The sequence below is a fragment of the Pedobacter nyackensis genome (assembly GCF_900176505.1).
Taxonomy (GTDB): Bacteria; Bacteroidota; Bacteroidia; order Sphingobacteriales; family Sphingobacteriaceae; genus Pedobacter; species Pedobacter nyackensis.
In genome coordinates, this window is record NZ_FWYB01000001.1 from 199830 (window position 1) to 212841 (window position 13012).

The 13012-nt window shown below is 39.3% G+C and carries 8 protein-coding genes; 7 read left to right on the forward strand and 1 reads right to left on the reverse strand.

Features of this window, described 5'->3' with window-relative positions; all coding sequences use genetic code 11:
- Positions 1–9: 9 nt before the first annotated feature.
- The 7 genes from B9A18_RS00950 (at position 10) to B9A18_RS00980 (ending at position 10623) form a co-directional block, all read left to right on the forward strand.
- Positions 10–1866, forward strand: a complete 1857-nt coding sequence (locus tag B9A18_RS00950) for a RagB/SusD family nutrient uptake outer membrane protein (RefSeq protein WP_084286793.1) — start codon at positions 10–12, stop codon at positions 1864–1866.
- A gap of 11 nt (positions 1867–1877) precedes the next feature.
- Complete coding sequence (locus B9A18_RS00955; protein ID WP_159452564.1) at positions 1878–2768, forward strand: DUF5017 domain-containing protein; 891 nt, start codon at positions 1878–1880, stop codon at positions 2766–2768.
- 26 nt (positions 2769–2794) lie between these two features.
- A complete protein-coding gene (locus B9A18_RS00960; protein ID WP_144009352.1) occupies positions 2795–4840 on the forward strand; it encodes an FAD-dependent oxidoreductase in 2046 nt (681 codons plus the stop codon).
- 34 nt (positions 4841–4874) lie between these two features.
- A complete protein-coding gene (locus B9A18_RS00965) occupies positions 4875–7643 on the forward strand; it encodes a hypothetical protein (protein ID WP_084286795.1) in 2769 nt (922 codons plus the stop codon).
- Between the two features lie 575 nt (positions 7644–8218).
- Complete coding sequence (locus tag B9A18_RS00970) at positions 8219–8662, forward strand: hypothetical protein (RefSeq protein WP_084286796.1); 444 nt, start codon at positions 8219–8221, stop codon at positions 8660–8662.
- Between the two features lie 45 nt (positions 8663–8707).
- Positions 8708–9331 carry an RNA polymerase sigma factor gene (locus tag B9A18_RS00975; protein ID WP_084286797.1) on the forward strand — a complete coding sequence of 208 codons (624 nt, stop codon included), beginning with the start codon at positions 8708–8710 and terminating at the stop codon, positions 9329–9331.
- Positions 9332–9486: 155 nt separating this feature from the next.
- Positions 9487–10623, forward strand: a complete 1137-nt coding sequence (locus B9A18_RS00980) for an AbiH family protein (protein WP_084286798.1) — start codon at positions 9487–9489, stop codon at positions 10621–10623.
- Between the two features lie 776 nt (positions 10624–11399).
- Here the strand turns inward: B9A18_RS00980 and B9A18_RS00985 are convergent.
- Positions 11400–12875: an alpha/beta hydrolase gene (locus B9A18_RS00985; protein ID WP_084286799.1), complete on the reverse strand. Its 1476-nt coding sequence runs from the start codon at positions 12873–12875 to the stop codon at positions 11400–11402.
- Positions 12876–13012: the final 137 nt, after the last annotated feature.

Sequence of the window (13012 nt, forward strand, 5' to 3'; positions counted from 1 at the left end):
TTATGAAAAATGAATAATATTACAAAAATTGCAATCATCGCAGTTGTTACGCTTTCTACGCTTTCTACTTCATGCAAAAAGCTTCTTGAAACTAAACCTTCAGATTTTTTGTCGCCAGTAAATTATTATAAAACAGCCGATGATCTTCAGAATGCCTTAAACGGAGTATACGATATTTTAGGTACGAAGTCGATGTTTAAGACTGATATGCTCTATGCCTTCAATGCGCAGACAGATGAAGAAACCTTTAATTTATGGCTTTCAAGCGGAGGTTTGGCGCACTGCTTTTATGAGTACAGTTCTTCTACACCTGAAATTGGTGCTTTCTGGGGAACACTATATGCAGGAATTTCGCGAGCCAATACCCTATTGGATAACATTGATAAACCATCGATGAATGAAGAACGGAGGAAAGTGATAAAGGGGGAGGCCTTATTTTTACGAGCTTACTATTACTTTGTGCTGGCTGCTAATTTTGGCGATGTACCTTTAATCACTAAGCCAACTACATCTGTAACAAATGTAGATATTGCCCGTACGCCTTTAAAGCTTGTATACGCGCAGATTTTGTCGGATATGACACAAGCGGAAGCTTTATTGAGCACCCAGACTGTTACTAAATTGGGGTATAGTGGTAAGGCGACTAAAACTGCCGCTCAAGGCATGCTGGCCAGAATTTGTCTACAGATGGCAGGGCAGCCGCTCAATGATAAAGCAAAATATCAGGATGCTAAAGCCTGGTCCTATAAAGTGATTACTTCCGGAGAGCACATTTTAAATCCGGATTACTCCAATATCTTCATCAAACTTGCCAGAGATGAATATGATGTAAAAGAGAGCATTTGGGAAGTTGAGTTTTGGGGAAATGGTACAGGAGGATTAGATGAAACCAATCAGGCTACAGGCAACTTTATAGGCATATTATGCTTTGATGAAAGTGTGGGTTATTCTGCGGCCAGGGTAAACGTAACTAAAAAACTTTTTGATGCTTATGAAGTAATTAATCCTGCAGTAGTGGCAACCATTCGTCCAACCCTTGATTTGCGCCGGGACTGGAACTGTGCAAACTACAATTATGGTTCAACCACCACAGCCAAGTATGCTGCGGTTACCAATCCATGGTTAATGAACGCAGGTAAGTGGAGAAGGGAGTACGAAATAACTGCGCCAAAGGCCAAAACCAACGGGATGAATGTGACGATGTTGCGGTACTCGGATATACTTTTAATGTATGCAGAGGCAGCTAATGAATTAAATGGAGGACCGACAGACAGTGCTTATAAAGCCATAAATCTGGTTCGCCAGCGTGGTTACGGTAAGCTTTTAAATGGAAATGTATTAAAAAGTGTGACCGTAAATAACGTTGGTGTTAATTATGATACTGCACCTACAGTAACCTTCTCTGGTGGGGGTGCAACAGTTCAGGCTACTGCTACTGCGGTGATCAATGCAACTACAAAGAAAATTACAGCAATTAATATCATCACCAGAGGTCAGTTTTATCAATCGGCGCCGACAATTACGATTTCTGGAGGAAACGGAACGGGAGCTACGGCTACAGCAACCATCTCAAGTATGAATGATGCGGATGTTGAATTGGGAATGGGTAAGGAAGAGTTCTTCGACTTAATTGTAAATGAACGTATGAGAGAGCTTTGTTTTGAGGGACATAGAAGACTTGATCTGATCCGCTGGGGATTATTTGTAACGATGATGAAGGATTTTAATGCGTATGCCAAAACCAACGGTGGGTCTTCTACTGCTTACAGGGCTTCAGGAAATATTACCGGACGTAATATTTTTATGCCTATTCCTTCAAATGATTTAACGCTTAACAAACTATTAACTCAAAATCCAGGATGGTAAAAATTAAGAACATGAAGAGCTATTATATATGGGTATGTGCAGCGCTGCTGCTAACCGCTTGTGATAAAACGGAATTGACGGATCCGGAATTCGATGTTAGGGTTGAGAAAGCTGTTTATAAACTTGGCGATACCGTTAAATTCAATTTTTCAGGATACGCTGATTACCTGACACTGTACTCAGGCGAAACCGGTAAAAAATATGAAAACAGGGAGCGGACCAGGGCCGACGGAACAGTTAAACTTCAGGTAAACCTTTTTCTTAGAAATGTATCTTCTCAAAAAAGCTTATCTCTTTTGGCTACTAATGACTTGAATCCACTCCGGGATTCAGCGGATGTTGTTGATGCAAAATGGACAGATATTACCGACAGGCTAACAAGGCTGCCCACAGCCAATACAACATCTGGGGTCGACGCGGGTCTTTTAGATTTAACGGATTTAAAACATGCGACCAAACCTTTATTCCTGGCCTGGAAATTCAAAAGCCCGAATAATCCAACTGGGGTGCAAACACGATGGACTGTAACGGTCTTCACCATGACCAATAATCTTCCGGATGGAACAGTAATGGCATTGGGAACTGTAACTACTTTTGGCTGGAAAGCGATAAGTGTTAAAAATAAAGCTTATGCCTGGATCACTACGGGTGGCTTATTTACAAATGCACCCGCCATAAATAGTGGTGATACGGAAAACTGGGCAGTATCAGCGCCGATTTATCCGGATGCCATTTTGAGGGATTACCCGGTTTCTATAAAAGATATCAGTAATGTTATGCCGCTAACTTACCAATATATCTATACTGCCCGTGGAAAATACAAGGTTACTTTCATAGGGTCAAACAGCCGGAGCAATGATTCAAAAACCATCAGGAAGGAATTCGAAATTACGATAGAATAATTGAAGGACATTAACAAAATATAGAGATGAAAAGAATTAAAGTATTGTTGCTTCCCTTATTTGTTTGCTTAGGGATGTTTAGCACTTCGGCAGAAGAGATTAAACCTGTCGATATCTGTGTATATGGTGGTAGTTCGGCCGGAATTGTAGCTGCTTATACCGCAAAGAAAATGGGTAAATCAGTCGTTATTATTGAACCGGGAAAATACCTGGGTGGTTTAACTACCGGCGGTTTAGGCGCCACTGATATAGGGAATAAATTTGCAATAACAGGTTTGGCCAGAGATTTTTACCGCAGGTTGGGTACTTACTATGGCAAATTTGAGCAATGGGTTTTTGAACCGCATGTAGCAGACAAAGTATATAGCGACATGATTAAAGAGGCTAAATTAAATATTGTTAAAAATCACAGACTGATTGGTGTTAAAAAACAGAATGGAAATATCTCTGAAATAACGGTAGAAGTGTCGGACCATCCACAGCAATCTACCAATAAAACAGTCAGGGCTAAAATGTTCATTGATTGTACTTACGAAGGTGATTTAATGGCCAAATCCGGAGTGTCTTATACCTATGGACGTGAGGCAAACAGTAGGTATGGAGAGACCTATAATGGTATTCAGATGTCGGATTTTCATCAGATGCCCGACGGTATAGATCCTTATGTTGTTCCGGGAAAACAGGAAAGCGGATTGCTTTATGGCATTGGAAAGGGAACTTTGGCACCTACTGGTACTGGCGACAAATTGATTCAGGCCTATAATTTCCGTTTATGTCTTACGCAGGATAAAAATAACCAGATTCCATTTAGCCGTCCGGAAAACTATAACCCCTCAAAGTACACCTTATTGACCCGGGTAATTGAGAAGGAAGGATGGAAAGGGGTAAATGGTGAGTTTACATCAACAAAGCAGAATGGCTTAACTGAAATAAATAACAAGGGTAATTTTCTGATTAAGGACATGCCTAATGGAAAGACAGATTTTAATAATTTCGGTGGTTTTTCTACAGATATGATTGGTGAAAACTATGACTATCCAGAGGCAGATTATAACAAAAGAAAAGAAATCTGGAAGGCTCATGAAGACTACACTAAAGGATTGCTCTATTTTATGTCGCATGATAAAAGTGTTCCTGAGGCCGTACGAAAAGATATGTTAACCTGGGGCTATACTAAAGATGAATTTAAAGACCTTGGTGGTTTTTCTAACCAGTTATACGTTAGAGAAGCGAGAAGAATGGTAAGTGATGTAGTGATGAGCCAGAAGCACTGTGAGGGGGTAGAAGTAGTAGAAGATGCAATTGGTATGGCAGCCTATGGTATGGATTCGCATAATTGCCAGCGTATAGTAGTTAATGGAATGGTAAAGAATGAAGGCGATGTACAAAAGAAGGTGCCCAATGCATTTCCTATTTCTTACCGATCAATAGTGCCCAAACAATCAGAATGTACCAATCTGTTTGTTCCGGTTTGTCTGTCGGCATCTCATATTGCTTTTGGGTCAATCCGTATGGAGCCGGTGTTTATGGTAATGGGGCAGTCGGCCGCCACGGCAGCTGTTTTAGCCATTGACAAAGGTGTTGCTGTGCAAAAGGTTGCGATAAAAGATATACAACGTTTGTTAACTGAAGATCCTCTGGTAAATGGTAAAACTGTTGAAATTCTTGTCGATAACGACCACGAAAAAAATGTTGAAATAAAAGGTGATTGGAATGAGGTAAAAGGCGGATACGGGAAAAATGTGTTGATCAGTAATGGTAAATCAACTGTCGAAAATACAGTAACGTTCAGGCCAGAGGTAAAAAAAGCCGGAAAATATCAAGTGTTTGCTTACTTCCCGAAAAATGAAAAACGCGCTGAGGTTACCAATTACAATGTATTTGATGGGGTGAAGCGTAAAACTGTCAATATAAAAACGGCTGATATCAAAGAGCTGGGCTTAAGTGCCGGTGAGTGGATCAATTTAGGTACCTACCACCTATCGGTAGGTAGAAATGCTTTTGTTGAGATTTCCTCAGCTGGTTCGAATGGTCTTCTGACGGCAGATGCCATCATTTTAAAACCTATCTAATGCTTTTTGCTTTATAACTAAACAAAATAATAAAATGAAAACTAATCTATTGAGGTTCTCGGTTCTACTGCTTGCACTTTGTAGTGCTAAATTGGTAGCGGCAAATGATTTTGTTAAAAACTACAGGTTTGGTCTCGAAGCTGTAAAGGTTAATGCTGCCTCTGCTGAAATTGTAGCCGATAAACGGTTGGGTAGCGGACAAGGGATGTCTTTAAAGAAAGGCATTGCAGCTGCGGTTGATGGAGGAAGGCTCGAACCTGATCTTGTATTTAATGTAAAGCTTCCTGCCGCTGGGCGTTATGTGATGCGAACTTTTGCTGTTACAGACGATGAAGGAGCTGCTTTGATGAAAAAGGCGAAAGGTAAATACGAGTCTTTATTTATCAAAATTCAAATCGATGAACTGCGGCCGACAAAAAGGGTAGTTTATGTTCCCTGGGACAGGCCATCGCAAACTTCCGGTAAATTTTCATTAACGGGTGAGGCTCAGCAAATCAAAATCTGGCTTCCTCGTGGTGTAAGGCTGGAGTATATTGAATTTAGTCCTTATATAGCTCCTGCAGTGCCTCCTGCGGCCCAGCAATATCATCCTGAAATTGTTCCTCCCGCAACCCGACCAAGACTCTGGGTAAATCAGGAGACGTTACCAAAGGTCAAATTAAATTTAACGCTTTCAGAAAACCAGCAGGCCTGGGAAGAAGTAAAAAAAATAGCACTGAAGCCATATTCCCATCATTTTGATCCCAATGTAGAGATGGCTCATGATGAAAAATTAGAGCAGGCAGCTGAAGCTAAGGCCTTTTATTACCTGATGACGGGCGATAAAAAAATCGGGCGGGAAGCTATTGAATTGATGTCTGGCTATCTCGCCGGTGTTGAATTTGGAAATATCCTTGATATCACCAGGGAAATTGGAAGAGCGATATTCACTGCTTCAGAAGTTTACGATTGGTGTTATGATTTGCTGCCACAAGGTGAGAAAAAGATTTTCTGTGACAATCTGATGCGGCTTGCCGATGATATGGAAATTGGCTGGCCTCCATTTTTGCAAAAAATTGTAAATGGTCATGGAAACGAGGCTCAGGTTTGCCGTGATTTGTTAGCTATGAGTATAGCGATTTATGACGAGGATCCGTTGCCTTATAAATATACATCTTACGCGGTTCTGAAAGAACTGGTTCCGATGCGTAAGTTTGAATATCAATCGCCAAGGCACAATCAGGGTGTAAATTATGGTGCATATCGTTTCGGTTGGGATATGCATGCTGCATGGTTGTTTAAAGGGATGACTGGTAAAAATGTTTTTGATGACAATATCAAAAAAGTAAGTGATTTCTGGCTATACATGCGCAGTCCGGACGGACAGATGCTGAGGGATGGAGATGGTTTTGGCTCAGCAGGTGTTAGCGGGAAACCTTATTACTGGAGTTCGCCGTTAACGATGCTATTGTGTTATTCGTATTCAAAAGATCCGATAGTTAAAGCGGATTTTGAGCGCCAGGGCGGATTGCCAAAGAATCCGGTTTTATTTTTGCTTTTGAATGACCCTGCTTTAAAGGCTAATCCCGACAAGCGTTCTTTATCCCTGACAAAGGATTTCGGGCCTATTCTTGGATCAATGGTAGCCCGAACAGGATGGGACATAGGTAAAGGAAGCAACGATGTGGTGGCTGAGATAAAAGGAGGTGGTTATCATTTTGGCAACCACCAACATAGCGATGCCGGATCAATGCAGCTTTATTATAGGGGCTTTCAATTTGGTGACATAGGGCTTTATAAGTTTTATGGCACACCCTATGACCTTAACTTCAATAAAAGATCAATTGCCCATAGCATGATGCTTGCCGTTGATCCTGCCGAAAAATACCTAAAGACTGAATCTAATGATGGGGGAACCAGATTGGTTCAGAGTAATCCTAAGACGCCTGAGGAAGCACAAAAGGATCCAACATTTAACAATGGAAAGATCTTGTCCGCAGATTTTGGTCCTTCCAAATTAAGGCCTTATTTTAGTTATTTTGCTACAGACCTAACTGCTGCTTATACTTCAAAAATAAGTGCGTACACAAGAAGCTTTTGTTTTTTGAATATGGACCGCAAAGATATTCCGGCTGTCATTATTTTAGCAGATCATATGACTACTGCTTATCCTGAGTTTAAAAAATACTGGCAAATCAATTCGCTTAATTCACCCCAGATTACCGGGAATGGTGTAATGCTCCACAGCCAAATTGATGGCGCTGTGGGTAAAACACAGGTCGATATATTGGTGCCTGCAGCAAATGAACGCAAGATTGAAATACTGGAAGGTGATGATGCCAACAGTTCATTTAAGTTTAAATATGACGTGCCGGTAAGTAATTTACCGGAGGCGAGTGGATATAGGATCATGGTTTCGCCCAATGCAGCAAATAAAAGTGATCATTTCCTTACGGTGTTTCAGCTAACAGCCGGTAATACAGTAGCACTGCCGATTGCACATTCAGAAACAGCAGTTAGCAATGTGGTTATAGTTGGAGACCGGGTAGTGAGTATGAATAAAAGTGATAAGTTGATTGATAAGAGTTTTGTATTGAATATTCCTGAAAAAGGTAAATATCAGGTTGTGTTAACGGGAATGAAGGCGGGCGAGTGGAATGTGACCAGTAGTGATGGGAAAGTGAAATTCAACGCTAATATTAAACAGGATAAGCATACCATGTTCTTTATCGCAGCTAAGGGAACCTACACCGTAACTCCTGGTTTGCTTCCCAAATTGAAAATGTTGGTTGTTGATGAGAATTTTATGCCTGATAGCAGGTAATACTTCAAAATTTTGTTATTTCACCCAAAATACTATAATAAATTACAAAAATTAATTTTACTGAAATATTTGTGTTAATTTGTGTAATTTATGTATATTTGGTAAACTAATAATGTATGTAACAAGTTAATATTATACTTTTGCCGAATCTTCAAAATATTTGAAGCATTTAGCACTTAAGAATCTTGAGCCAGAAACCTGAGAACTTCACAAGCAACAAGAGGATAAGTGAAAAGTGCTCGCGCTAAAAAGCGTGGGCCTTGCTTATTCGTTGCACGGTCTCTCAGGACCTCTGGCTCGGTAAGTGAGGTTCCACGCTTTTTGTGTAAATAATCCCTGCCCAGATGCAGAGAAATTCTGAATAGTCAATTCATAATATGTAAATAAAGAACCTTTCTTGCCGGATTCCATTAATATCAGCTTTAAATCAACTGAAAATGGAAATAGTAAGTAAAATTCTTTATGCCCTTATTGTCTGTCCACCAGACTAATCAACCGTTCCTGTTTAAATCAATATGGATAGCCTATAAATCATTGTCCTGGCATCGCTATGCCTTAAATTTTCTGAACACAATATGAAACGATCAAAGAACCCCACACCACATATACTAATTAAAGCCAACACCAGCAGCGCCTGGGAAAGCATTGAATTTGCCATTATATACCTAACCGAATCATGGAAAGTACTTATAGCATCCCGTTTACAAGCTATTGAACAATTTAAGACTGATGATGATTTCAATTGCCATATTTTTTGGGATGCATCGATAAGGTTTTACAATAGTCCGGGTACCCGCGAACTGGTAAACGAAATCCTGCCTCCACATGATGACTGGGCTTATGTGACTTTATCGCCCGAAACAGAGCGCACATTTCAGCATCCTAATCATCCCCTCCAAGCTCACCAACTCCTAATCACCGCAAATGGCATTGCTCAATACAAAGCCTATGAAAAACGCACTAACAAAGAGTATTGGACAGAGGAATTCAATCTAAAAAAACTATTGCGAGCTCATTGACGCCGCTGGAAACAATTATTAACTATCAATAAAAGCAATAAATAAATGGAATTAAAACGCAGCAATAGGAATGGGTTGGGTTATGAAAAATTACCTGATCTTGAATTAGTAGGACTTTTGAAATTGGGTAATCATACTGCATTTGAAGAAATTTATCTACGCTATAAGCAGTCATTATATAACTATATCTATCGAAAGCTTCAGGACAAGGCCGCAGCCGAAGACGTGATACATGATGTATATTTTAATTTATGGAAGTCTAAGGAAGATTTTATGATAGGGCCAAACCTGTCCGGATATCTGTTTAGAGCTACATTAAACGGAGCCTTTGGTAGGTTTAGACATCAAAAGTATATTCGACAACATGAGGGTGCTTATAAAGAACCAATAAATACCTCTTCTACTGATTATATCGTCAGAACAAATGAAAGTTCGAAACTGATTGGAAAAGCAATTAATGCATTACCTGTGAAAATGAGGGAAGTTTTTTTATTGAGACACAATCAAGGTTTAAACAATAAACAAATTGCTGCAAAGCTATCGCTATCTGAACATACTGTAGCAAGTCAAATAAAATATGCTTTAAGACTTTTACGTGCCAAACTTAATATCGTTACTCATCCTGGCTTATATGAGCAATCTCGCTTGAGCAAGCCCGTAGATAAGTAAACGAATAAATGGTTGTGGTACGGATGGAGCGTTTATGCGGGAAGTTCTTGGACGCTTGAACAGGCTGAGGCTTAACTTTGTGAGAACTATTAATTATTATAATTCTCTCTTCGCGGCAATCTATTATCTTAGTGCTATATCTAATAAATAGGTTAATGAATAAATTAGTATTAGTTGGTAACGGATTTGATTTAGCTCATGGCATGAAAACGGCCTATAATGATTTCATCCTATGGTATATAAAAAAAGGATTCTCAGAATATTTGCAGTCTGGAAAATATTCAGATGAACTAATGGATATAGATTCAGGTAATTTACGCTTATTTAAATCAGAGTTAGGAAATAGAAGTATCGCGGAATATGTAGATGGTTTTTATGAAAAGGACGATTTGAATAAATTATTACAAAATCGTCGAACACGTATCACATTTGGCCTGAATGGTGATACAAGAAGAAGACCTGAAGTGCCTTTTAAAGTTAGGATTAAGTCAACGTTACTATCAAAGATAATAGACCATTGTTCAATTAGTAAGTGGGTCGAAATTGAGAACCTCTTTTACGATGAATTAAAGCTAATTTTACAAGATAGCAATCAATCGAAACAAGAAGATGTAAGAAAATTAAACCTTTCAATCAAATACATAATTTCTCAATTGGAGCTTTACCTATCATCCATTACTATTGGCAGTGCAGCAGAATATCAGACAATATTTACGAACAAGGTAAATACTTCCGATATAGTCGGGCTGATTTCAGATCCGTTTTATGAACGTTATGACACATTAGTTCTGAACTTCAATTATACTGAAACAGTCGAGAAATATATAGACAAAGAGCAAATTATTTATATTCATGGTGAACTTAATAATATATCTAATCCAGTAATATTTGGATTTGGTGATGAGCTCGACGCGGATTATGTTAGGCTTGAACTTAGTAAGACGAAGGATATATTTAATTACATTAAGTCATTCTGGTATTTTAAGACATCCAATTACCATAATTTGATCCGATTTATTCAAAGCAATAAATTCCAAGTCTGTATACTAGGGCATTCGTGTGGCCTCTCCGATAGAACAATGCTCAATATGATATTTGAACATGAAAACTGCATTTCTATTAAAATCTATTATTATGAATTCCCAGAAGGCGGCAATAACTATACTGAGCTTACACAAGAAATATCAAGACACTTCAAGAATAAGCAAACAATGAGAATGAAGATCGTTCCCTTTGATAAGTCCAGTCCAATGCCGCAACATCAGAAACTGGCGCAACTTCAACTCGATTAAGCAGTACAATAATTAGGTGATGGCCACCTGAACGTTTATGCCGGAATTTCTTGAAATGTGTTGAGGTAACAAGCTTAACTGTACCACTGATTTGATATGTGGATGTCCAGATAATCTGAAAGCCTTTACTATAATGTAAATGGTCAACTGCTATAACAGTCTCACCTCGAGTACGAGATGTGCTGATGATAATATCACAATGATAGTTATCTGCCAGATCGATTAATCGATCCTTTAATCCTGTATGTGGATCACCTTGGCTTTCCACACCAACTATGACTCCATTGATTTCAACTACTAATCTAAAGTCACCCACTGGAGGGGCTAAAGCTGGTAGAGGAAAGATTGGTTTATAGTGAGGATAACTAGTTAAAAGAAAGTTTGCAAACTCTCTTACTGTTTGGGTCTTGCCTCTGGCACCTGAATGCCAGACTGCTAAGGCAGTTTTAGGTATATTAACCTGTTGTTTAGAATTAGTTGTGGGTATATACGTTAATTTGTTCAAAAATATCATAATGAGCTCTAGAGTCGAGCGGCAATATGTCGAACTTTTAGGAGCACTGTGATGCCATAGTAAATTTTGAAAAAGTGATGGGGACCAAAATTAAGGGACAATATCGAAGAAAGAAATGAACTGGATAATATGGACTGAAAATACTTATACATAATCAGGAGTTGAAATCTGATTTATTTACTTGTAATCACTTGTTCTTAAAAGGGCTAGTTAGTCAGAAAATTTAGTCAAGTCATAGGGGAGGGCAATAGAAGTTGTTATTTTACCAGAACTCCCAATAGGTATGTTCTCCTGATTCTTTTTTTCTCAGGTTTCTGTCTGCGGGAGATAACCCGTGCCTGGTTAACTGAAAGATATCATCAATCAAAGCGCTGTTGTGGGCAAAATACCCGTGTCCGAGTAAATCCGTTGTTTCCTTGGAAGCATCAACGGTATCTATGCCATCGGCTATAGCGATTTCCTGAGTGACTTTTCCCGCCCTCAGGATCTTCCCGTGAATGCCTGCCGAAAACCAAAGTGCAATGTCGCCCCCCGAGGCATACATGGTGACTCTTTCAGAGCTTTGAACAAGCTTGGGGGCGATTTGTTTGACAAATACTTCTGCATCAATGTCTGGTGCCGCCAGGATGATCTGGTTGAACAAAAAATCTTTGTTGAAGCCTTGATCTACTAATGAACGAAGTGCGTCCGTAATCAGACGGTTGCCCATGCTATGGGCAATAATGTGAATGCGCTCGGCTCCTGTCTTTCTGATTTGGATCAGTAGCTGGATGATATCATCGGTTGAATATCCGCTTGCAGTAGCTTCGTCTGCGGTATACCAGAACATATTTTTTCTTGATGGCCAGCTGTAAACTAAGGGGGCTCCATTGAATCCGATATCTACCGCAATCTGTGCTGCCCGGGAGACACTTTCAGTAAAACTTACATTGTATCCGTGAACAAATAAGAAAGCGTCCTTCTCCGGTGAAAAATTAACCTTCTCTCCAATCTGGTTAAAAAACTCCTTTGGCCCAAGTTCGCTGACTTCTTTTAGAATGATGTAATTGTTTTCGTCGGTCGAAGAACCGAACAAATACCAGGCTGGTAAGGGGAATTCACCCTTCGAGCGATCTCCGGGAACACTAACCAAACATTTTCCAATCGAAAGATCTCCTCGGGAATTTGTATAGGTAATCCGGTTTTTTTTGGTGATCTTTTTTTTGCGGTTGGTTGCATAAAAAACTTCAACTTCCGTGTTCTTTACTTCATCACTTTTTTTACTCAGCAAATCTTCCCGGGGTTTCTGTTTTTCAAAGTAACTGTACTCGGATGGCTCTGTTGAAACATTACTTTCATTAGTGCCTTGTTGAGTTCGCCAATTGGATCCTTTTTTGACTTTTCTGTACTTAGGTAGTTGACTTTCGGATTCGCTATGTTCGGAATACTTTCTTTCCCATTCATCTGATCCCGATAGTTTGATTTTCTGCACGGTTGGGGTCCGAGTCAGCTTTTCGACCATTGACCCAAAGCGTCGCCCGTTTATTATAACGGTAATTTGAATATTTCTTGTGGTAAAATCGGTTGGTGAATAGAGCATAAACTCTATGTATCTGTGCTTATAGTTTTTCAATTCATAGATCAACCTAAAATTGCCGTCGTATTTTGAACGGTTTAGATCAAGTTTTTCTCCGTTAATGACAATAACTGAGCGTGTTCTCACTTCCTCAGCAAATTCTAAAATGATAGTTACATTCATTGGCGTTAAAATGGTAAAATAAAATTACCAAAAAAGTTCCGCTTTAGTAACATACATTATCCTGTTAATAAAACTGTAGCCAGATATTTAACTCAATTGGTTATTTTTAGAAAAATAAATGTTAGATCTACCAAAAA

What these genes read in the sequence shown, in the direction of transcription:
- B9A18_RS00950 (WP_084286793.1), top strand. Translation starts at nt 10, where the DNA reads ATGAATAATATTACAAAAATTGCAATCATCGCAGTTGTTACGCTTTCT.
- B9A18_RS00955 (WP_159452564.1), top strand. Translation starts at nt 1,878, where the DNA reads ATGAAGAGCTATTATATATGGGTATGTGCAGCGCTGCTGCTAACCGCT.
- B9A18_RS00960 (WP_144009352.1), top strand. Translation starts at nt 2,795, where the DNA reads ATGAAAAGAATTAAAGTATTGTTGCTTCCCTTATTTGTTTGCTTAGGG.
- B9A18_RS00965 (WP_084286795.1), top strand. Translation starts at nt 4,875, where the DNA reads ATGAAAACTAATCTATTGAGGTTCTCGGTTCTACTGCTTGCACTTTGT.
- B9A18_RS00970 (WP_084286796.1), top strand. Translation starts at nt 8,219, where the DNA reads ATGAAACGATCAAAGAACCCCACACCACATATACTAATTAAAGCCAAC.
- B9A18_RS00975 (WP_084286797.1), top strand. Translation starts at nt 8,708, where the DNA reads ATGGAATTAAAACGCAGCAATAGGAATGGGTTGGGTTATGAAAAATTA.
- B9A18_RS00980 (WP_084286798.1), top strand. Translation starts at nt 9,487, where the DNA reads ATGAATAAATTAGTATTAGTTGGTAACGGATTTGATTTAGCTCATGGC.
- B9A18_RS00985 (WP_084286799.1), bottom strand. Translation starts at nt 12,875, where the DNA reads ATGAATGTAACTATCATTTTAGAATTTGCTGAGGAAGTGAGAACACGC.